Annotated in this window: 27 protein-coding genes; 5 read left to right on the top strand and 22 right to left on the bottom strand. The window is 45.4% G+C overall.

Translation table 11 applies throughout. The annotated features are described in order from the left end of the window. Positions 1-97: 97 nt before the first annotated feature. The gene (locus DY78_RS05330) at positions 98-1,036 is read right to left on the bottom strand and encodes a 1,4-dihydroxy-2-naphthoate polyprenyltransferase (protein WP_029779171.1); all 939 of its coding nucleotides are present in this window, start codon (positions 1,034-1,036) and stop codon (positions 98-100) included. Between the two features lie 251 nt (positions 1,037-1,287). Between DY78_RS05330 and DY78_RS05325 the strand changes: the two genes are divergently transcribed. Next, a complete protein-coding gene (locus DY78_RS05325) occupies positions 1,288-2,115 on the top strand; it encodes an HAD-IIB family hydrolase (protein WP_024626234.1) in 828 nt (275 codons plus the stop codon). Positions 2,116-2,133: 18 nt separating this feature from the next. Here DY78_RS05325 and DY78_RS05320 read toward each other — a convergent pair whose 3' ends face one another. From DY78_RS05320 to DY78_RS05290, 7 genes are all read right to left on the bottom strand, one after another. Continuing rightward, positions 2,134-3,786, bottom strand: coding sequence for a HAMP domain-containing sensor histidine kinase (locus DY78_RS05320; RefSeq protein WP_024626233.1), 1,653 nt, complete (start codon positions 3,784-3,786; stop codon positions 2,134-2,136). After that, a complete protein-coding gene (locus tag DY78_RS05315; RefSeq protein WP_024626232.1) occupies positions 3,786-4,472 on the bottom strand; it encodes a response regulator transcription factor in 687 nt (228 codons plus the stop codon). Before DY78_RS05315 ends, DY78_RS05320 begins: the two co-directional genes overlap by 1 nt. A 196-nt stretch (positions 4,473-4,668) precedes the next feature. Then, positions 4,669-6,006: a replication-associated recombination protein A gene (locus DY78_RS05310; RefSeq protein WP_024626231.1), complete on the bottom strand. Its 1,338-nt coding sequence runs from the start codon at positions 6,004-6,006 to the stop codon at positions 4,669-4,671. Positions 6,007-6,073: 67 nt separating this feature from the next. Beyond that, positions 6,074-6,481, bottom strand: a complete 408-nt coding sequence (locus DY78_RS05305) for a WapI family immunity protein (protein WP_024626230.1) — start codon at positions 6,479-6,481, stop codon at positions 6,074-6,076. 81 nt (positions 6,482-6,562) lie between these two features. Next, entirely contained in the window at positions 6,563-7,999 is a 1,437-nt protein-coding gene (gndA, locus tag DY78_RS05300) for an NADP-dependent phosphogluconate dehydrogenase (RefSeq protein WP_024626229.1), read from the bottom strand. A gap of 183 nt (positions 8,000-8,182) precedes the next feature. Beyond that, positions 8,183-8,740, bottom strand: a complete 558-nt coding sequence (locus DY78_RS05295) for a nucleotidyltransferase family protein (protein ID WP_024626228.1) — start codon at positions 8,738-8,740, stop codon at positions 8,183-8,185. Positions 8,741-8,805: 65 nt separating this feature from the next. Further along, positions 8,806-9,972, bottom strand: coding sequence for an MFS transporter (locus DY78_RS05290; protein WP_051385258.1), 1,167 nt, complete (start codon positions 9,970-9,972; stop codon positions 8,806-8,808). Positions 9,973-10,132: 160 nt separating this feature from the next. On the opposite strand from DY78_RS05290, the gene DY78_RS05285 reads away from it, so the two are divergent. Continuing rightward, positions 10,133-10,516: a winged helix-turn-helix transcriptional regulator gene (locus tag DY78_RS05285; RefSeq protein WP_024626226.1), complete on the top strand. Its 384-nt coding sequence runs from the start codon at positions 10,133-10,135 to the stop codon at positions 10,514-10,516. A 129-nt stretch (positions 10,517-10,645) separates the two neighbouring features. On the opposite strand, the gene DY78_RS05280 is transcribed toward DY78_RS05285, so the two are convergent. From DY78_RS05280 to DY78_RS05230, 12 genes are all read right to left on the bottom strand, one after another. After that, positions 10,646-10,918 (bottom strand): hypothetical protein, encoded by a 273-nt coding sequence (locus DY78_RS05280; protein ID WP_024626225.1) that lies wholly within the window; start codon positions 10,916-10,918, stop codon positions 10,646-10,648. Next, positions 10,894-11,259, bottom strand: coding sequence for a hypothetical protein (locus tag DY78_RS05275; protein WP_024626224.1), 366 nt, complete (start codon positions 11,257-11,259; stop codon positions 10,894-10,896). The genes DY78_RS05280 and DY78_RS05275 overlap by 25 nt, the downstream gene beginning before the upstream one ends. Before the next feature lie 639 nt (positions 11,260-11,898). Continuing rightward, positions 11,899-12,078: a 50S ribosomal protein L32 gene (gene rpmF, locus DY78_RS15740; protein ID WP_081754393.1), complete on the bottom strand. Its 180-nt coding sequence runs from the start codon at positions 12,076-12,078 to the stop codon at positions 11,899-11,901. A gap of 58 nt (positions 12,079-12,136) precedes the next feature. Further along, positions 12,137-12,691, bottom strand: coding sequence for a YceD family protein (locus DY78_RS05270; RefSeq protein ID WP_024626223.1), 555 nt, complete (start codon positions 12,689-12,691; stop codon positions 12,137-12,139). 133 nt (positions 12,692-12,824) lie between these two features. Beyond that, positions 12,825-13,967: a nucleotidyltransferase gene (locus DY78_RS05265; RefSeq protein WP_024626222.1), complete on the bottom strand. Its 1,143-nt coding sequence runs from the start codon at positions 13,965-13,967 to the stop codon at positions 12,825-12,827. A gap of 12 nt (positions 13,968-13,979) precedes the next feature. Then, positions 13,980-14,714 carry a class I SAM-dependent DNA methyltransferase gene (locus tag DY78_RS05260; RefSeq protein ID WP_024626221.1) on the bottom strand — a complete coding sequence of 245 codons (735 nt, stop codon included), beginning with the start codon at positions 14,712-14,714 and terminating at the stop codon, positions 13,980-13,982. After that, positions 14,711-15,067, bottom strand: a complete 357-nt coding sequence (rsfS, locus tag DY78_RS05255) for a ribosome silencing factor (protein WP_024626220.1) — start codon at positions 15,065-15,067, stop codon at positions 14,711-14,713. Before rsfS ends, DY78_RS05260 begins: the two co-directional genes overlap by 4 nt. 19 nt (positions 15,068-15,086) lie before the next feature. Further along, on the bottom strand, positions 15,087-15,704 hold the full coding sequence (gene yqeK, locus DY78_RS05250; RefSeq protein WP_024626219.1) for a bis(5'-nucleosyl)-tetraphosphatase (symmetrical) YqeK: 618 nt from the start codon (positions 15,702-15,704) through the stop codon (positions 15,087-15,089). Continuing rightward, on the bottom strand, positions 15,688-16,323 hold the full coding sequence (locus DY78_RS05245) for a nicotinate-nucleotide adenylyltransferase (RefSeq protein WP_024626218.1): 636 nt from the start codon (positions 16,321-16,323) through the stop codon (positions 15,688-15,690). The genes yqeK and DY78_RS05245 overlap by 17 nt, the downstream gene beginning before the upstream one ends. A 12-nt stretch (positions 16,324-16,335) precedes the next feature. After that, on the bottom strand, positions 16,336-16,650 hold the full coding sequence (gene yhbY / locus DY78_RS05240) for a ribosome assembly RNA-binding protein YhbY (RefSeq protein WP_024626217.1): 315 nt from the start codon (positions 16,648-16,650) through the stop codon (positions 16,336-16,338). A gap of 15 nt (positions 16,651-16,665) precedes the next feature. Next, positions 16,666-17,802, bottom strand: coding sequence for a ribosome biogenesis GTPase YqeH (yqeH, locus tag DY78_RS05235; protein ID WP_024626216.1), 1,137 nt, complete (start codon positions 17,800-17,802; stop codon positions 16,666-16,668). Further along, positions 17,803-18,330, bottom strand: coding sequence for a YqeG family HAD IIIA-type phosphatase (locus DY78_RS05230; protein WP_024626215.1), 528 nt, complete (start codon positions 18,328-18,330; stop codon positions 17,803-17,805). Positions 18,331-18,807: 477 nt separating this feature from the next. Between DY78_RS05230 and DY78_RS05225 the strand changes: the two genes are divergently transcribed. From DY78_RS05225 to DY78_RS05215, 3 genes are all read left to right on the top strand, one after another. Beyond that, entirely contained in the window at positions 18,808-19,152 is a 345-nt protein-coding gene (locus tag DY78_RS05225; RefSeq protein WP_024626214.1) for a TM2 domain-containing protein, read from the top strand. Positions 19,153-19,247: 95 nt separating this feature from the next. After that, on the top strand, positions 19,248-20,195 hold the full coding sequence (locus tag DY78_RS05220; protein ID WP_024626213.1) for a ribonuclease H family protein: 948 nt from the start codon (positions 19,248-19,250) through the stop codon (positions 20,193-20,195). 81 nt (positions 20,196-20,276) lie between these two features. Next, positions 20,277-20,846 carry a DUF6414 family protein gene (locus DY78_RS05215; RefSeq protein ID WP_024626212.1) on the top strand — a complete coding sequence of 190 codons (570 nt, stop codon included), beginning with the start codon at positions 20,277-20,279 and terminating at the stop codon, positions 20,844-20,846. A 166-nt stretch (positions 20,847-21,012) separates the two neighbouring features. On the opposite strand, the gene DY78_RS16085 is transcribed toward DY78_RS05215, so the two are convergent. Beyond that, the gene (locus DY78_RS16085; protein WP_156093430.1) at positions 21,013-21,183 is read right to left on the bottom strand and encodes a hypothetical protein; all 171 of its coding nucleotides are present in this window, start codon (positions 21,181-21,183) and stop codon (positions 21,013-21,015) included. A gap of 38 nt (positions 21,184-21,221) precedes the next feature. Further along, complete coding sequence (locus DY78_RS05210) at positions 21,222-21,407, bottom strand: hypothetical protein (RefSeq protein ID WP_024626211.1); 186 nt, start codon at positions 21,405-21,407, stop codon at positions 21,222-21,224. Positions 21,408-21,868 lie beyond the last annotated feature (461 nt).

Below are 21,868 nucleotides of genomic sequence, written 5' to 3'. Positions count from 1 at the left end.
GGAAGCTGATCTTTTTTGTCCGAACAGCGTTCGGATTAATTTTACAATCTACCAATGAACAAAAAAACCAACCCCAAGATGAGATTGGCTACTAAGTTTAGAAGAAAATGCCTAAAATCAAAGCTAACATTTGTAATCCTTGGAACAGCATCAGGTTTTGTGGTGCCGTATTAAAGGTCGTTTCTTTAACTTGTTCCGCATTAAACGTCTTAATATTTTTCAAAATGATTGGTAATGACAATAAAACGATCAATTGATAAATTGGCAATACTTGGAACAAGACGCTAAAGATGACGGGAATGTACGCTAATAAGACTAACGTATCATAGACCTTAATCGCCCGGTCTTTACCGATGTAATACGGCACGGTATAGCGTTCATTGCGAATATCTTGTTCCAAATCGCAAATATTATCCGCCAACATAATGTTAGCGACTAAGAAGATGTTGGGTAGCCCAACTAAAATCATCACTAAGATATTTTGTAAGTTACCCGCCAATGAGAAGTATGGCCAGTTAAAGTGAAAGCCCATCAGCATTGGGGTTGGGACATTCATATAAACGGCTAAGAAGAAGACCCCGAAGCCTTCCACTGTTCCAGATAAGAGTTCCCCTAATGGAAAACGGGAAAATGGAATTGGTCCGTACGTGTAAAAAACGGCGACGCCAATCGCAGCCGCGCCCATGAACAGGAGTAATAAGTTCGTCCGGAAAACTAAGACGATTCCTAAAATAATAGCAGTTGCCAACATCGCTAACATCATATGCAACGACCGCCGTGGTGATAAGTGCTCGCGGCCAATAATGTTGTAAGTATCCCGATAATGGATGTCTTTCGCTAAGTAATAATCTTGTACGTTGTTGAACCCCGTCACAAACAACGCGATGGCGACTTGTGCAATTAAATAAATAATTGAATTCGCCCATTTAAATTCATGGAAATAATAAATTGAAAACAAAATACCAAGAAAATACGGCACAACACTGGCCGCCTTGGCATTTAACCGAATGAACTGCAAGAAAATCTTGAAAGTCATCGGCCGATAAGTGGTTGTATCTCCCAATCGTTACGCCCCCCGAATAATTTTACTGTACTTCCACTATAACAGTTCTCTACATTTGTGAACAGGCGAACTTTTAAACCATGCGCTGCTCCCGTAGTTCGGTACCCACTTGGTCGACAACAATCATTTTAATCCTCATATATAATCTTTATGGAACATCCATATAAGTTGCTTGACCGCGAACGCGTTCGACACGTTAGGCTATGGTTAAGGATGTGATTTTAATGATTCAACATATTTTTTCAGATTTAGATGGCACGTTACTCAATGCTAAGGGGCAATTAGCTTCGACCACGCGAACGGCGATTCAACAACTCACCGTCCCGCTGACGCTAGTTTCCGCCCGCGCACCGTTTGAGATGCAGCCATTGATTGACCAATTGCACTTGACCGGACCACAAATTGCCTTCAACGGTGGTCTAATTTTCGAGTACCACCATGATCAGCTCATGACCTTACAGGACCACCCCATTGCGAAATATGTGGCGGCATCACTCTTAACGATGCTCCAACATGACTTTCCGGCAGTTAGTTTAAGCTGCTACACCGCGAATCACTGGTATACCGCTAAATATGACCACGGGACCCGTTACGAAGAACAGCTCACTGGCCAACGTGCCCAGCTACTCGCATACGACCGCTTACTCCGGCGACCGGCGACCCAGCTCTATAAGATTATGGTGATGACGCGCGACGAAGCCCTCATGAATAGTTTAGTTGACCGACTCTGGGCCATGTACTTGCCGAACATGACGGCCACGATGCCGGGACGCTACTACTTAGAAATCACCAGCGACCGGGCGACCAAAGCTAACGGCATCCAATTCATTCAACAACAGCACCAACTCGCCACCGATGATATTTTAGCAATTGGCAACGCTGAAAATGATTTGTCGATGTTACAACTCGCTGGCCAGACGGTTGTGATGACGAATGTCGAAACCAATATTGACCCCGGTAACCATCGCGCCGTGCCCAACACTCGTGAACAAAACATTTCCGCCGTGCTCCAACCATACACTAACAAAAAATGCCTGACTAGCCGCGGCTAATCAAGCATTTTTTGTTATTTATTGATGTGAATCATCATGTTCATGGTCATCTAACGGTTTTTCGTCTGGGTCAGTGACTGCTGGTTTAATCCCCGCCGGTAATTCGGACTTGGCAATTTTTTCAACGGCATCGGTATCCGCTTCCGCTTTTGCTAGTAACTTAGGATCTTTTAAAATCGGAAGTTGGAACCGGAAAATCGAGCCTTGGCCGACGACCGATTCCACGCTGATTTGGCCATGATAGCCTTCCACCAAGCGTTGCGCAATCGACAAGCCTAAACCATTACCGCCCTTATCACGACTCCGGGCTTTATCGACCCGGTAGAAGCGGTTAAAGACGCGGTCCAAATTATCCTTTGAAATGCCTTCACCAAAATCTTGGACGGCGACTTCGATGTAGCGATAATCGGTCGATAGCGACAAGTGAATCTCTTTGCGTTTAGTCGAATATTTCACGGCGTTATCCAATAAGATAATTAAGATTTGTTCCAAGTGATTCCGATAAATTTGCGCGTAAACCGGCTTGTGCACGTCATCATCAAACGTAAATAAGAAATCTGGGTGAATCATCTTAAAATCATTAAACGCCTGTGTGACCAATTTTTGGACATCGGTCGTTTCATGACTAAAGTTGATTTCAAGTTGTTCCGCGCGCGACAAATCTAACATTTCTTGGACTAAGCTTTGCATCCGTTGGGTTTCAGACAAACTGGCACTTAACGATTCGGCTAAGACTTGCGGGTCGTCTTTACCCCACCGGTTCAACAATTCCATATGACCTTGAATAATGGCCACGGGCGTCCGCAATTCGTGCGAGACATCTTCCACGAATTGCTGTTGCTGCGTAATGTAGCGTTGCATCTGGTCTAACATGTCATTGAATAAAATGGCTAAATCCGATAATTCATCATTCCGATTCAAATCCGGGACCCGTGAATCCGTTTGTGGGTCGGCATTGACCGCATTAATCGTTTCGCGAATCTTGCGCATTGGTCGTAATAAGAAGGCGGCTAAGAAATACCCGAGTAACGCCGCGCCAAAGATGGCAATCATCGTCATCACGATGAAAATCCACATTAAGTTATGGGTCGTATTGTGAAAGTCACTCAAATTATCGGTGACTTGGGCGTACCCAATCAGCTTGTGCGTTTTTGTCGCGCGAATGGGCGCACGACCGACTAGTTCAGAGTCACTACCACTACCAACTAAGCCGATTTCACGACTACTAATTTTCTTGAATTCGTGCGCGTCTTTGCGGGAAATATATAACGTCACACCTTCCGGATTATAAACCGTGACGGCTAAATTAGTCCGCGACAAGGCGGTCAATTGTGAATCGGTGAAAAATTTCGTTTTAAGCGCCCCTTGTTGCCGGGAGCTCATCCCTTCAGACGGTTCAATGTTGGCTTCCGGTTGCAGTTTGGCGGCGACGGATTTTACTGTCAAACCAGTCGATTCACTGCGGAGCGATTGTTGAACGGCGGTAACGGCATTGGCAACATCACGTTGTTCCTGACGCAATAAGAGGTTCGTGAAACTCTTATACATCAGTAAAGAAAAGCAAATAAAAATGAGCGCGGTCCCAATTGCGGTCCCGAGCGCCCATTTCCATTTCAACGACCAACGTTGACGTTGTGGTTGCGTCGCCATGGTTGCTGGTTCGTCGTTCATTACGACCGAATCACATATCCAGTCCCACGAACAGTTTGAATGTAGCTCTTTTCGCCTGGGCGGTCGATCTTATTCCGTAAGTAACGAATGTAAACGTCCACGACGTTCGTTTCGACTTCGGATTCGTAACCCCAAACTTTATTTAATAAAACATCACGGGCTAACACGACATTGATATTTTCCATTAAGGTCAATAATAATTCGTATTCCCGTTTCGTTAAGTTGATGACTTCATCACCGCGCTTAACGACTAAGTTTTCTTTTTCAATCGTTAAATCTTTATAAGTAACCGTCGTTTGTTTCGTGTTTTGTTGTTCGCTTTCCAAGTCGATCCGGCGTAATAAAGCCCGTAACCGTGCCAATAATTCTTCAATGGCAAATGGTTTTACGATATAGTCGTCGGCCCCATGGTCTAAGCCTGAGACCCGGTCAATCACGGAGTCACGCGCCGTCATCATGATGATTGGCGTGTTCTTAACTTCGCGGACCCGGCGACAAACTTCCAGACCGTTTAATTCGGGTAACATCAAGTCTAACAGGATGGCATCAAAGTCTTCGCCTAAAGCAGCGTCTAACCCTTTACGACCATTATATTCAACTTGAATATCGTAACCTTCATGCTTTAATTCCAGTTCAACAAAGCGGGCGAGGTTTTTTTCATCCTCAATAATTAAAATTCGACTCATTTACTTTTAGTCACTCCTAATATTCAACTTATCTAGCGTTCGTATAGTTCCGGTGCTTAATTAGAAAAATGTCAATTAAGCAGGTACAACATGTTATTTTAACATGAATACGCTGAATTTCCTACACCTGAAATGTCGCCAAGCCTTCATACGAATTTAATTTTACGCAAAACAAGCCTAATTGCAATCTAAAAGCTTACTCATTTTCATCGTGTGGATGGGCCGCATGCCACTGTTTGATAGCTTGTAACCGTTGTTGCCACGCCTTTTCTTGTCCTTGGTCCGTCGGTTCATAATACGTCTGCCCTTGCAATTCTGGCGGCATCGTCTGCATATCGGTTAATTTAGCCGCCGTGTCATGCGCATATTGATAATGGTCGCCATAACCCAAATCTTTCATTAACCGGGTCGGCGCATTGCGAATTTGGAGCGGTACCGGTAAATTACCGTGGGCCTTCACATCAGCGCGGGCCGCAGAAGTCGCGGCGTATAACGCGTTGGATTTCGGAGCTAGTGCCAAGTAAGTCACCGCTTCCGTCAAGTTGACGTTACATTCGGGCATACCAATAAACTGGCACGCCTGATAAACCGCCACACATAACGGTAACGCCTGTCGGTCTGCTAGCCCGACATCTTCACTGGCGAATCGAATTAAGCGCCGCGCAATATACAACGGATCTTCGCCCCCGGCTAACATGCGCATCAGCCAATAAATGGCAGCATCGACGTCGCTATTACGCATTGATTTGTGCAAGGCCGAAATTAAATTATAATGTTCCTCACCATTTTTATCGTAGCGTAATGATTTCGTATTGATCAGTTGATATAGACCAGCGTCAGTGATCGTGACGGTTTGACCCTCACGTTCCCCATTCAACACCGCCATTTCAAGCGTATTCAACGCCATCCGACCATCCCCGTTGGCAAATTCCGCAATCGACGTTAACGTGTCTGGTTGTAATTTGACCGTTAAATCGGGAAAGCCCTGCGGATTCGCTAACGCTGCAGTGAGGATTTCTGTCAAAGCGCTCGTCGTCAGTTCTTTTAAGACCAACACTTTGCAACGTGATAGTAAGGCGGCATTGATTTCAAACGACGGATTCTCAGTCGTCGCCCCAATCAACGTAATACTGCCGCGTTCGACGTATGGCAAGAAGGCATCTTGTTGCGCCTTATTAAAGCGGTGAATTTCGTCGATAAAGACTAATGTCCGTTCACCAAAATCCCGGTTGGCTTCGGCGTCATCCATGATTTGGCGAATCTCTTTGATACCACTCGTCACCGCGCTAAACGTAATAAAATGTGATTTGGTCTGTTGGGCAATAATTTCAGCTAACGTCGTCTTACCGACACCGGGCGGGCCCCAGAAAATGAGTGACGGTAGCTGGTCTTGGGCAATCAGCTGTCGCAATAATTTTCCCGGACCAAGCAAGTGGTCTTGACCTTTAAACCCATCTAACGTCGTTGGCCGCACCCGGTAGGCTAACGGACTACTAGCATCCCGTTCTGGATTAAATAATGATTCTTGGCGCATCGTCACACCCCCATCGTTCAAAAAGCTGTCACTTTATTTTAACGCAAACAGACGTTCGATTCAAAGTTTAGAGCACAGCTAATCGTTGAGACAAAAATTTTTGTAGTTTGAGGACATGACTCCAATCCAACGGAAGATTATAGTGTTGATTAGTGAACATACTATCTATTTCAGGATACAACAGTAATTCACACACGATTTGTTGATCGTGTGTTCGATTAAACTCTATTTCCAGATATGGCTCAATAAATGCCAACGACATTGGCCGTAATTCATCCTTCACTAATTTGTCTAAAGTCGTACTAATTTCTTTTAATTCTGGATAACTTAAAAAAGTGGTCGCGATGTTCATATTAAAATATTCATTTTTTACACGTAATGTGGCGTTAGTCCAAGCATCACGACTATGGTCACCAACATCCGTTACATTAAACTCTAACAATGTGCCATCAATATCTAATTCCAAATTATTCATGATTTTTTTCGACTCCCTGTATCATGCAAAAAAACAGCGACACCCCGAAAGGCATCGCTGCAAAATTAATTATTTTAATGATTATTGTTCTTCATACCAGCTGTAATGGAATAACCCTTCGCGGTCAGTCCGTTCGTAGGTATGGGCACCAAAGTAGTCCCGTTGTGCTTGTAACAAGTTAGCAGGTAAAACTTCGGCCCGGTATGAGTCGTAGTATGATAAAGCGGCACTAAATGATGGTACGGGAACGCCGGCTTGGATTGCCAAGCTTAAGACGTCACGCGTTGATTGTTGGTACTTAGCAGCGATATCGGCAAAGTAGTCATCCATCAATAAGTTGTCTAAATCAGGCTTCTTATCAAAAGCATCGGTGATGTTTTGTAAGAATTGGGCGCGAATAATGCAGCCAGCACGCCAGATTTGAGCTAATTCGCCAAACTTCAAGTCCCAGTCGTAATGCTTTGAGGCGAACCGTAATTGTTCGAACCCTTGGGCATAACTCATGATCTTACTGAAGAATAAGGCTTCACGAATCTTTTCAATCAATTCTTCTTTAGCAGGTAATTGTAAGTCGTTTTCAGGACCAGCTAACTTCTTAGAAGCAGCGACCCGTTCGTTCTTCATCATTGAGATGTAACGCGCGTAAACGGCTTCGGTGATTACTGATTGTGGGACTTGGACGTTCAAGGCGTCTTCAGAAGACCACTTACCCGTCCCTTTGTTGTTCCCACGGTCTAAAATCATATCAACGATTGGCTTAGTCTTATCGTCGCCCAAGTCATCTTTACGTGACAAGATATCAGCGGTGATTTCAACTAGGTAGCTGCTTAATTCGCCCTTGTTCCATTCAGTGAAGACATCGGACATTTCATCAACGGATAAACCAGCCACGTTACGCATGACGTTGTAGCTTTCGTCGATTAATTCTTCATCACCATATTCGATCCCATTGTGGACCATCTTAACGTAATGGCCAGCACCGTTAGGGCCGATGTAAGTAACACATGGTTCGCCATCTTGAGGCGCCTTAGCCGCAATCTTGGTTAAGATTGGTTCAACTAAGTCATAAGCTTCTTTTTGGCCACCTGGCATCAAGGAAGGACCTTGTAAGGCACCAAGTTCACCACCAGAAACGCCCATGCCGATAAAGTTAATGCCAGACTTGTCTAAGCGGGCATTGCGGGCCATCGTGTCGTTAAAGTTGGTGTTCCCACCATCAATTAAGACGTCCCCTTTATCAAGCAATGGTAATAATTCGTCGATAACGGCGTCAGTTGGTTTCCCAGCTTTGACCATCATGATAATCCGACGTGGTGTTTCCAATGATTCAACAAAATCTTCAATCTTGTAACTAGGTACTAAGTTCTTGTCGGCGTGGTCTTGGACAACTTTTTCAGTCTTTGAACCCGTCCGGTTGAAAATAGCAACTTTGAAGCCACGGCTTTCAATATTTAAGGCCAGGTTTTTACCCATAACGGCCATGCCAATGACACCAATTTGTGGTTTTTCATTACTCATTAGATATTTGCCTCCCAAATTTTACTACGTGACTATCGTACCAAAAACCGCCAGTTAATTAAAGCGTTTTAGACTGATTCGTCACAAAAATTTCATGTTTTTTCATTACGCAAGAAAGTAATTTTCATTACCGAGATAAATTATACAATACTCGCCAGATTAAACAATTTTTATGTTCGGCCTTTAAGTTAAGAATATTTGTAACTGTGGCCACTTTTGTTGCCACGGTTTAGTTTGCACGCGCCGCTGATAACTCGCCATACGCTGCGCATCTTGTTTAAAGTATGGGGTTGGTCGAACTGCCAATGCGCAGAGGTCGGCACTCCCATATGGTAAAAACAATTCGGGGGTCCCATCAATTAAGTGCAAGCCAATCGCCGTGGCCGTTTCCGGAAACTTGGCAATCGCATCGCACGTATCCGTATACGGCTGACCGCCCGGCGTGTGCTGGTGCATGTAGACTTCATTTTTCAGTTGCCAGCGATATTGCGGCGCCGTGGTTAGTAATTGCTGTTCCAGTTCCAATGTGGCCGCATAACTAATTTTCGAATCATAAAAAACCACATCAACATCCGTCGTCGCATCAAACCCTGGGCGACCACTCAACACATTCCAGACAAAGTTACGCAAAATCCCCGCGCAAATCCAAGTATCGGCTAATTGTAAATCCCGGCTGAGTTTTAAAATTTGTTGCAGATCTTCATCGGCCCAAAACAAGTCCCGTAATTCGGTCTCGGTCATCGCGCCACCCCTTTACTAGTCAATTTTATTTTACGCGCTTGGCGTTAAATCACCAGTAAATTTTTTCACGCGGGTTTTAATTGCGACACTAGTACCACCGCGAGCCCTAACATCACGACGGCCACCAGCCCAATCCCAGTAAAACCCCAGTTGACAAAAACTGGTCCGCCAATGGATGAGCTCAACGTCAAGCCTAAATACAGCAAGGCACTGTTGCAAGCCATGACGGTTGAACGTTGCTGCGGCGCGATACCCACAATCAATGTGTTTAGCGCCGTCACCCCTAAGCCTTGTACGATGGCTAAGGCCCCTAAACTCACGATAACCACGTTTAAATGCGTTTGCCCTAATACTAGACCAGCGATGGCTAATAGCGACAGGGCCCCATTTATTTGGACTACCCGGCGTTGGCCGAGTCGTGTCATGACCGGACCACTCGCAAAACTGGCGATAAAGTTACAAAAACCATACACGGTAAAGACTAATCCGGCTTGCGACGTGTTCAATTGAAGCTGCGCACTTAAAAAAGTCCCAAGAAACGTATAAATCGCATAAAAACCTACCATCCAAGTTAGCGTTACAAGCAACGCCCGAATGGCTGGCCGATTATGGGCCAATTGACGATGCCCACCCCAATAATCAAGCACCGTCCGCGGCCGCGTTTCCGTGGGCACCACTAATGTTAAAACTACGCCAGCTAAAAGCGTTAAGCCCGTCGACACCCCAAAAGCCCAGCGCCAATTCGCCAGTTGGGCCAATAAAGCGCCCAGGGGTACCCCAATCGCAATCGATAAGGATAACGCCGCCATGGTGATCCCCATGATCATACTGAGTTGTGCACCAGTAAACGTCGCCCCAATCAGGGCCCAAACATTCGGTAACGTCATCGCGGCCCCCAAACCAGCCACCGCCCGACTGACTTCAAACCAACCATTCGTTGGCGCAAGGGAACAGCTCAAACTTCCCGCCGAAAATACGGTAATCCCTAATAATAATAGCGTCCGTTTCGAATAATGATCCCCCAGTGGACCAATCACCGGGGCGCCCACGGCATAGCACACCGCATAACTAGTTACCGCTAAGGCGGCTTGGGCGACTGAGATGTGGAAGCTGCGTTCAATGGCCGGCAGTAACGGCGAAATGATAAAGGAATCAGCCCCAATCATAAAAACAATCAAGAATAACCCCGCGACTAACGACCGTTGTTTCATCGTGATTTTCATTAAAATCATCCCCTCGCCACCATTGTTATGGTAAGGCGTTGCAAACACAATACGGGAATTTTTTGTAACCTCGTGCGCTCACCGAATCAACTGAGCGTCCCCATACGGCATCCGCCGTCACGCTCGGTATAATTTATGTAAACTCAATTTATACGCGGAGGTAATAATCATGACTGCTTTTGATATGCAAACTCGTCACGGTGAAGTCTGCCCCTTAGATACCACCTTAAAAATCTTAGCTGGTAAATGGAAGTCCATCATCATCTGTCGGCTCATGCATGGTGAACAACGCTTTACCGAATTGTTACACACCCTCCCCGGCTGCACGCGACGGATGTTAGCTTTACAACTACAAGAATTAATGACTGACCAAATCATCAAAAAAACGGTCGATTTAAACGTCATACCTATTAAAACCAGCTATCAACTCACCGAACTAGGCATGAGTCTAATTTCCATCGTGCAAGCCATGGATGCTTGGGGGACAACGTATATTGCCGCTTTGCAACCAAAAAAATCCGCCACCAGCCAACTGACTGATGAACGGATTTGAATTAGTTTTAATTATTATTTCGTGGTTTTAACGGTCACACTTTTAGGGGCAGAAATCAAATGATAAGTATATGACTTGCTACCACTCTTCTTAGTGCGATAAGCAAGCCATGCAGAACTGTCGCATTTACTATGCGCCTTTATTTTGCTTAACTAAAGCGACAAATTCACCGACATCCTCGTAACAATCCGCATCCGCAAAATACGGGTCCATTTTGGCCACTGATTCGAAGCTGCAATTATTTGTTTTCAGAAAATGTAAACTAAAATCACTCGAAATTTCACTGCCGGCAGACAGTAACTCTTTTACTACCACATTCAATTGTTCCCGATCATTACTGGAAAAATGAAATACCGACATCTGATTATCAAAATTGGCTACTGCCAAAAAGTGAATCTCCATCTTGCCCCACTCCTCATCGATGGTTGCCTAAAATGATGCCGAATCATTTTCGTAAAATCGTGCCACCAGCTAATCCTTGCTTTTTTCGCAATTATTTCAAGAAAGGCTTCAACGTCCATAAATACCACGGCCGTTGAAAAATACGGGTCCAACCGGCGAACCGACTCAAAATCTGTGCTCAAGTTTTTTAAAATATGAATACTAAATGCGCTCGCCCATTGATGACCAACCGTCACTAACACATTTTTAGCTGCAATAACTGGTGCAATCTTGTCAGCTGTATAATGATAGACATACATCTGTCCTTTAATTCTGGCAACCGCAATTAAATGAATTACCACGTAAACGCTCCTCACTAGGCTGTACACGACAAAATAATCTGGTCCATAATCTCCATTGAAATACCACTTCTCATTTTCAAAATATCGAATGACTCGCCGGTAAATGTGCAAATTGACTTACTATTGCGCAAATACAGATTATACAAATTTATGTCACATCTGTTACCACGCAAACTAATGACTAGTGACGTATTCAAACTTACGACTTATACAAATCACTTAATATAAGACAAGCGACAAAAGGTTATTTTAGTTATTGGTTGCAATGCTCATCAAAGATCAACCTAGCTGCCAGCTGACCGTAATGGAAGCCGCTATGCGGGTGGTGTTAACGGGATTGGTTTGCATCCCGTTTACACCACGGACGTCTTTTGAGACTTGCTCTTTAGGCTCAAAAGCGAGGGTCAAGACCGCTCCTCAGGCTTGAGCCGTTCCCCATAGCGGCTGGAATTACGGTCAGCTGGCAGCGGCAACCACCCGCAGTATAGCATCTCGCACCTAATCTGAATACCGGTGACATTTAAAAATGAGCGCACAAAAAAACTCGCCGAAGCGAGTTTTTTGAATTATATTCAGTCTCGTAAAGAAAAGTGGCATGCGCCATGGCCGCACTGTCGCTTTTCGGCAACTAAATCTAAATTAGTTGTTTACTTTAACGACTTGCTTACCGTTGTAATATCCACAACTTGGGCAAACTCGATGTGAGACCCGTAATTCGCCACAATTTGGGCATGGTGCCAAATTTGGTGTAGCCAATTTGATATGACCACGACGGTTGCGTTTCCGCATTTTTGAAGTTCTTCTCTTTGGAACAGCCATCAACCTACACCTCCTTAAAATAAATTCACAATGTGTGTTTTTGATAGGTTTAGCTAATTTAATCCTTGGCTTCCTGATCAGGGAACAGGTTTTTCAATTTAGCTAAACGCGGATCAACAGTTTTATGTTCTTCAGCTTGCTTGGCTAAGTCATCTTCACTGATGACTTCCCAGCCCTTACCAGTTGGCATGGCTTCACCATTTTGCTCAGCTTCAGAAAGAATCTGCATGGGGATGTGAACTAAAATATTATCCTCCACAGCGACATCAAAATTCAAAACTTCATCTTCCGGTAAAATAATGACCGTATCGTCTTCTTCAAACTGGTCTAAATTTGTACCTTCAGGAACATAAAATTCCGTCATTTGAAATGTCAGCGGCACAGCCACTGGCGTCAGCGAACGCGTTGACGGACAAATCAAGTCCGCATCAACCGTCGCTGAGATTAGCACGTTTCCTTTGTCATACGACAAGTATCCCTTAACGTGAACACTCTTAACATCGTAAATATCCTTAGGAAAACGCGTCATCAGGGAGTGTTTTAAGTCCAGTGCTTCATCAAACCGAAGTGGCGTATCACGGTAACTTTTAAGCTGCGCTAACGACCATTTCATTTAAAAACCTCCTAATGCAACGTGATAAATTATACCGGTGTTAAAATCCTTTGTCAATGTTTTTTCCTTGACAGGCTGAATTGCCCGATATCGTTCACTACTCTACCAAGAAACGCTATCAAGGTCAACTAACTCACGCCAAATGAATTAACGGTTTGCGGTATAAATCTTGGGGTTGCTCATTAATTAATTGATAGACCCGGCCGGCGCGGTAATCGAGTTCGAGTCCGTGCAAGCGTAAGTCTTTATTGATTTTCGTATATAACGGCAATGGTAAGTCTTTTTTGACTTGATGCAAATATTGTTGCCCCCGCCGATTGAAGCCGAGCACCCGCACATAATTATGCGCTTGGGCTTGTTGGACTTCAGCCGTGGTCAATTGTAACAAAGCGGCCGTGGCCACCCGCTGCAAGCGCGTATACGTGTAACGCTTCGATTTGACCAAATGTAAGAAATCTTCAAAGCTGGTCGCATTTTGAACCATTTCTTTCATGCGATACTCAAGGCCTTCCGCCATTTGATCATCTTGATGCGTCTGCGTCACGTCGGCCGTTAACAGCTGATATTGCAAGTATGGCCAAAAGTCGGCCCACTGCTGCAAGCGTTGCGTCTGTAATTGCGTAAGGGTCGCCGCCGGAACAACTGGCGCTAACGCCGCCCAATCGCCTGCTCGGGCCGCCTGCCGCACGGCGGTGCCGCTCGCAAACAAACTGGCATCCTTAATCGTCGTTTGATTGTGGTCGGCAACTTGGCGCTTAATTGGAACCAACCGCATCGGCTGACCAAGTCGTTGATTGGCCAAATAATAACAAAAACCGAGCATGTCATTGGATTTGGTTAGGCTGACCCCGGTCGTTTGTTGCAGCACGGTATTGAACTGGGTGGCAAAGGTCGCATTGTACTGGTGAAATGCCTGCGGATCATCTGGCAACGCGGTCGCCAACTGGTCAAAGTCCAGTTCCGGATGTTCAGCGCCAAACACAAGACTCTCACAACCGAGCGCGCTCAAAATCTCGACGCCGCCTTGCGCAAATAAATGCGCCGGTTGCGTGGCAAAAAAAACCGGCAACTCTACAATCAGGTCCGCGCCCGCTTGCAAGGCCAGTTCGGCACGCGTCCATTTATCTAAAATGGCCGGTTCGCCGCGTTGCAGCCAATTACCGCTCATGACGACCACCGTACAGTCAGCGCCTGTTTGCTGTTTAGCTTGCTGTAAATGGTACAGATGCCCGTTATGCAGCGGATTATATTCAGTTATTAAGCCCACTGCTTGCATCGACTCACCTACTTACTTTTCACATTCAAAGAACCACCGCGTTGTATGCACATCGGGTTCCGCTTGCCCAAAATCAGCCGTCACTTTGACGTGGCTAAAACCGGCCGCCTGTAAAGCTTGGCGATATTGGTCCAGTTCATACGTCCGTTCTTGATGCAATTCACTAACTTCATCAAAAGCTTGTTTATCGGCATTCCAGATGAAGAATGTCAAATCATGTTCGGCGCTGTGCCAAGTTTCACCAGCATAACTCGTCCACATAAAGGCGCGTTCCTCATCACGATAATTGTACATATAACCGGGATAAACTTCATCCGTTTGATACGGCGTGATGACGTCAAATAAGAATTTACCATCTGCCGTCAAATGCGCCGCCACTTGAGTAAAGGCTTGTTGGACTTGGTCGATATCCGTCAAATAACAAAACGAATCTGCAAAACACGTAACCGCACTAAAGGTGCCGATTGCGGACAAGTCGAGCATATTGCCTTCTAATAACGGCAACGCGACCCCGGCTTCTTCCGCGTGTTGTTCGGCTAACGCTAACATATTGTCAGATAAATCTAAACCGGTCACATGGTACCCGGCGCCCGCTAACATGACGCCTAAGCGCCCGGTCCCACAAGCTAATTCCAAGACTTCACCACTTTGGTCGGGTAATTCACGACGCACAAAATCCAGCCATTGATCGTACATGGCTGGATCAAAAAGTTCGTCGTAAAGTTCGGCAAACGTTTGATAGATCATGCGTTTACCCATTGATCAACGTCCACTAATGGGGCGTCTGACCATAATTTTTCAAGGTTGTAATGTGACCGCGCGTCTTTTTGGAAGACGTGCACGATGACGTCACCACAATCGATCAAGACCCATTCACCAGCCGTCCGACCTTCGACACTCTTAACGTCCGAACCGGCTTGACGAATAAAGTCAACGACGCTGTCGGCAATCGCTTGAACTTGACGCTTAGAATCAGCGGAAACGATGACGAAATAATCCGCCATTAAACTAACTTCCGCAACATCTAACGCCACGATATCTTCGGCCCGTTTGTCATCGGCCGCTTTGATGGTTGTTGCTAATAATTCTTTGCTATCCATGTAATACTCCCTTAGTAAATTAATTTTCGGTATGGGTGCCCACGCCGCCAACCCAAGCATTATAAGTTGCCAAAGTTTGCGGATAAACGGGCGCACCCTTTTGGACTAAGTAGTCCAGTGTATGTTGAATCTGATAACGAACGCCATCGGCCAATGACCGCTGAGTGGCTTGCCGCGCATCATCCACGCCCGGAAAATCGCGCTTAGGCTCGATAAAATCAGCCATAAAAACGATTTGGGCGAGTTTGGACATGTGCGGCGCACCCACCGTGTGTAAGCGAATGGCGTTTAAAATATCTTCATTATAAATATGGAGTTCATCTTTAATGAGTTCCGCCCCAACGACACCGTGCCACACCCCGTTGCCGTATGACAAGAGTTGCGGGTCTAAGCCGCGGTCGTGGATGAGCTGAATAAACGTTTCATCCGACCGCTGCTTCGCATAGTCATGTAACAGGCCCGTGATAGCTGCTAACTCCGGATCAACGCCATTGGCTTCGGCGAGCTCCCGCGACGTTTGTTCGACCCGTAAGCAGTGTTGAAACCGGCCATCAGTTAACTTGGCCGCCACTTTTTCCGCGAGCTGGGCGTGCGTGTATGGCACGATATTTTCTTGATACTCAATTGGTTTGCTCATATAAATGATGCTCCTTAATGTAGTCGGCCACCGCATCCGGCACTAAGTACCGAATCGATTGGTTATGACTCACTTTTTGGCGAATCTTCGTTGAGCTGACGTCGACTAACGGGGCGTCGACCCACATGACCGGATACGGACTCGTGGTCGGATACCCGGCGCGTTTGATGCCCACGAAGGTGACGAGTTTGACTAAGTCATCAATGTGATACCACGTGTGGAGATAATCCACCATGTCACCACCAATAATGAAGTAGTACTCCACTTCAGGATGCGCCGCCTTCATGGCCTTCATCGTATCATAAGTGTAGCTTTTACCGCCACGCTTGAGTTCCGTCGGTTCCAGTTTGAATAACGGATTATCAGCAATCGCGCGTTGGACCATATTGGCACGGTCCGTCGCAGCAATCGTCTTTTTTTCATCCACATGGGGGGGCTGCGCGTCCGGCATGAACCGGACTTCATCTAACCCTAATTGTGTTCCCACTTGGTCAGCCATAATTAAATGACCGATATGCGGGGGATTAAACGTGCCCCCTAAAATACCAACGCGCCGTTTTGGTAAATCGGTCACCATTTCGGCCAGTACTTTAGTTGCGGTTTGATTAACCGTCTTCACCCTAAAAACCTCCTAAATCGTTGCGACTTTGCGAGAATAATGTTGCGATTCATCATGACTTGATGGCATGTACAACACTAACACGCGCCCAATCGTTTGGACGACGGTGATTGGCGTATTTTGTTCAATCGCCGCTTTAACTTCATCAGTATCGACATCAGCATTTTGTAAGATGTTGACTTTGATGAGTTCGCGCTTATCTAACGCCCCGACTAATTGGGTCAACCATTCGTCAGTCAAGCCATTTTTACCCACGGCAAATAACGGCCGCATGTGATGCGCTTCGCTACGTAAATAGCGTTTTTGTTTTCCACGTAATTTTTCCATTAATTAATAATGCTCCTATTTCTTGTTAATCATTGCGGGCCGCGTCAACACGTCGACTCCTTTAGGTGCCCAGCCGGCAATCCGGGTATCGGCGGCTACTGTGACCCAGCCTAAACCTTCAAACACGACGTCACTAACTTCGGTCGTCTTGAATTCATGCCGAACTAATGGTGGGAAACCATCGACATAGTCGCTAGTTGGCGGCGTAATCAATTCACCGACGTGCTTAGTGTAGAAGTTGTCGGCATTTTCCGTCCGCGTTCGATGTAACGTCAAGTTGTTGTCCACGTAGACTGTCCCGGTTGGCTTAATCGTATCAATAATATCCAACCGCGCGACACCCCCTAAGAACAAGGTTTGACCGTTGCCTAATTGGAACCCTTTTGGTCGGATTTCACGTTGAGGTGACACTAACTTCAGGTCGTCACCACTCAACACGTGCGCCATTTGTTCAGGATGAATAATCCCCGGGGTGTCGACCATCTTATGACCGTCATCTAAAGGAATTTCAATCTTATCGAGCGTCGTGCCTGGGAAACGTGATGTCGTAATCAAGTCTTTCAAGCCGGTGTTGTTCGCAATAATCCGGTTGATTAACGTGGACTTACCAACGTTAGTCACGCCGACCACGTAAACGTCCCGTCCGCGCCGATATTTTTCAATCAAGGCTAATAAGTCTTCAGTCGCGGTGCCTTTTTTCGCACTAGTCAACGCCACGTCAACTGGCTTAATACCTTGCGCGCGCACTTGTTGGTTCATCCATTCACGTAACTTCGTGCGGCGTAATTGCCGTGGTAAGACGTCTTCTTTGTTCCCAACTAACAAGACCGGATTATCCCCGACGAAGCGCTGGAGACCGGGAATGATACTCCCATTTAAGTCAAAAATATCGACAACATAGACGACCAACGCATTGGCGTCACGAATCGTCGCTAATAAATGACGAAAATCATCGTCACTTAAATCAACGGGTACGATTTCGTTATAATGCCGTAGCCGAAAACAGCGTTGGCAATATAAATCTTGCGTATCCGTCGCTAACGCCTTTTTTAAAGCTGACGCTGGCGTATAACCGGCCGCGTTCGGGTCGTCAGTTTGAATTGCGGCCCCACAGCCGATACAATATAAAGTTTCTTGAGTTGTGTCACTCACTTATTTAAGCTCCTTTTGAAAATGCATTTCTGGATAACGATGGCGCAACCGTAATTTGATAAAACGTTCAAAAAAGCGGTTGATCCGCGTGTTCCAGGCGTCCGTTTTGACGATTGGTTGGACTAAAATACTCGCAACCCCCGCCATATGGGCTGCCCACATATCTGTAATATATTGGTCACCCACCATGACCACTTCATTTTTGCGCAATCCTAAGTTATGACGCGCTTTTTGAATGCCGATGGGTAGTGGTTTCAAGGCCCGCGATACAAATGGCAATTCTAAAGCCGCTAACGCTTTGGCGATGCGCACTTCGGAATTATTCGAAACGACGACGAGCGGAATGCCCGCGTCTTGTAAGGCGTGTAACCACTTTTTCAGTTCAGGGGTCCCATCTGGATTATCCCAGGCAATCAATGTGTTATCCAAGTCGGCAAAGACGGCCTTGATGCCCTTTGCCTTCAGTTGTGCCGGTGTAACATTATAAATTGCTGGTATCATCCAAGTTGGTTTAAATAGATTAATCATCGTTTTCCCCTTCACTTCTATCGATTTACTCGTTTTAAATGGCACGGATGCCACTAGCCTATTTTATCATATTATTAAGCTAGATTGCGGGCCGAAAACTAGCTCCTAGTTCAACAACCACGGCCACCGGATTGCGGCCACCCCGCGCGCTTAATTTTAATGTAACGTCCGTTATGACGCTAAAAGCCCATCATGTTAGTATAGCTAGATTTATTAAATTTGTAAACTAATTTACGACTAGCAGGACTATTCTGGTCACTACTGACAATTTTCCTGCATTATTTTGATAATAATACTAATGACGGGCCGCTTTATTAAGTTCACTTAATTTAACTAAGACAGTCAGTGGCAACAAGCTAGCCGCGCTGTAAAAATATGGATTGCACAACCGTTTTTAACGTGCGATACTAACGACAAGAGTTAGTTAATCGACGTCGACCGTAGTCGTTAAAAGCGGTCGCTTAGGGGGAATTTAAGATGACAATCAAGGGTCAACTGACGCTACAAGAACAACAAACTGTGGCGTCAGCCATTGCGACTTACGCGAAAAATCCGCGAGTGGCCTACTGGCTATGGGGCCTGACCGGATTCATGGGCGGTCATCGCTACTACTTCGGTAAAACTTGGAGTGCGGTGGCGATGACGTTAATTTTTTGGATTGGCGTGTGGTATTTTGGCGTTGGGGCCTTAATTACCGGCGTGTGGTGGTTATATGACGGCTGGCATCTCGCTAGTTGGCTGTCAGCTGACCGTCAATACCAGACGCAAACCGCTGTGCGTGAAATCACGTTACGCAAACAATTACGAGCTAAAACTAACTAACCTAGAAACGACTGGCGCTGACGCTAGTCGTTTTTTTACGCGCTCATTCGCGGTATAATGTAACAATCAATTCTAAAATGAAAGTTGAGCAAATCATGGCAAGCAAGAAATTTTACGCAGTCCGGGTTGGCCGTAAACCAGGTATTTATAGCACTTGGGCCGCCTGTCAACAACAAATAAATGGCTATTCTGGCGCTCAATATAAGAGTTTTCCAACCCGCGCCGAAGCTGAAGCCTTCGTCAACGGTAAGTCCAGCGCGACACCTAAAGCGCCACGGACCAAAAACGCAAAAGCTAGTGCGCCGATGGCTAACGCCGACATTACAGTTTATACCGATGGCGGTAATCGTAATACCGGTAACGTGCAAGGTGGCCAAGTGAAAGCCACTGACAAATCGGCGTGGGCCTATGAGATCGTCATGCCTGACGAAACTTTGACCGGCACGTCTGGTGAATGGGGCGCGACTAATAACCGCATGGAAATCATGGCGCTGATTCAAGCATTAGACCAGTTGACCCTCCTCGACCAGACTGAAAGTTCTATCTTAGTCGTTTCCGACTCCAAATACGTCTTGGATGCCATCATGAAAGGCTGGCTAACTGGTTGGAAGCGCCGTGGCTGGAAACGGTCCAACGGTGAATTAGTCAACGCTGAGTTGTGGAAAATTATCGACAAACAACTCGCTAATTTCACTCACTTGCAGTTTCACTGGGTCAAAGGTCACGCTAACACGAGCGGTAACGTGACGGTCGACGAATTGTTGAATCAAACGATGGACCAGATGCGACCGAATCAACCGATTCCCGAACATCACGGCACTAAGGTCGGTGCTAAAGGCCATGTCAAGTCGGCTCAGACAACAGCCGCCCCGGTCAAAATCGAACGGGCAGCCACTGCTAAACCAGCCCGTACGACCCCCGCACCACAAAGCACTACGGCGCCAACGGATGATAAATTCGGTCATTTGAGTCGTGCTGATGAAAAAGCCAACTCGGTTTCCGCGATGGAAGACATCGTGAATAGTTGGAAACAAAACCGCTAAATAAACTAAAAAATCCTGCGATTACGTAATTGATTAATGAAAGGTAAATTTCATCAATTTCGTAATCGCAGGATTTTTTCAATGCCAAATATTAAAGAATTCGTTTATTTGAACGGCCTTGAAGTCAATTCAATTCTATCGCAACTAAACCAAGGCTTACCTACCAATATTCATGAAGAACAACAAGAAATGATTGGCACTGACCGACATTCAACGACTGGTGATCGCACTTCCTATACCGGCGGCATTACTTTGGGCGTCAATGCGGCTGTCGTTCATGACCTTCAGTCTAATGAAATGCACGCACGTCATAACCAAACCGCCAGTTCAACTACTACCGATTCAGTTTATAACGATTTTGCCGTTAACATCATTATTGACCATTTAATCAGTACCCAGCAGCTCACTAACGCACTAGAAATCAGCGATGGAGAATTCATCAAGATGGCTGGCAATTACACATTTTTCGACTTGTCAATATTCACGAAAGAACACGTCAATCTTGCATTACCAACCACACAGAAGCCCACAGAACTGCGCAAGTTACTCAGCACAACTTACGCCGATACCATATTAGTTCGAATTAATCAGGCGCTAGTTTTTGCCGAAACTAAGTACTTTCGTATGAACCATAGCCAACAACTCCTATAACCGTCTTAGGGATTGTACAAGCCGTTGCAGATAGTGACTTAAACATGGTTGAACTTAATTCAGAATTCATCAATTTTGAAACAAACCGATTACACTATGGCGAATCATTATTACCGCAATTGAATCTAATAAAAAAAGACGACCGACTCATTAAGCCCATCGCCATTTATTTCGAGTAAATATTCATCCGATCCTCAACATGTTTACGAATTGCCGCAGCTCGCTGATCAATTTCGGCAGCTAACTTTTTGTTTTTTTCAATTTCATTAGCCACCTGCCGATCAAATTGTTTGTTTTCAAGTTTACGTTGTTTCAACGCTGCATAGAATTTAAACACCCAAATCACCACCTAAAATACTGCCTGAACATTACCCATTACGCCTGCTTAGTTTGCTTTGCATCTAACTGACGTTTTTGAGTGTTTCGTTCGCGCAATTTGACATGGCGAGCAGCAACGTCAGCTTGTAGCGCTGGATTTTCAGCCAATTCACGAGCAATCCGTTGTTCTTCCAGTTCTTTGATAGTCTTTTGTAATTTCAGTTCCGCATAAGCTTTAAACATTGGCTCACCTACTTTCGAGAACAGTATACGTTATCAAAAATAACTTGCCAACAATTTAATTTCGTCCAAAAATCCTGACATTTAGTTTAATAAAATATTTATCCATCGGCATGAGTAAACAGTTCTATTTATGAACAATCCAGGCATGACCTCCCCTGCATAACGTTACCCGCTAGTATCAAACAATTTATTTTTTTACAATAAAGAACTTTACTTGGCTGGATAACTACCACCGCTGACTTCCTTTGAAGACCAAAATCATGGATGGTTAATGTCTCGACATGCTTGTTCACTAATATTGGCTTTAGAATTAGCCATCTCACTAATTCCAGCTTCAATAATTCCTTTTAATTGACGATTCTACTAATATCAACGATTACAATATGGTACGATGTAATATGTTTGGCTTATGGTAGATTGTAAAATTAATCCGAACGCTGTTCGGACAAAAAAGATCAGCT

It is taken from the genome of Lactiplantibacillus fabifermentans DSM 21115, assembly GCF_000498955.2.
GTDB classification, from domain to species: Bacteria; Bacillota; Bacilli; order Lactobacillales; family Lactobacillaceae; genus Lactiplantibacillus; species Lactiplantibacillus fabifermentans.
Note: the sequence above shows the minus strand (reverse complement) of the source record. Positions and strands in the feature narration are given on the sequence as shown.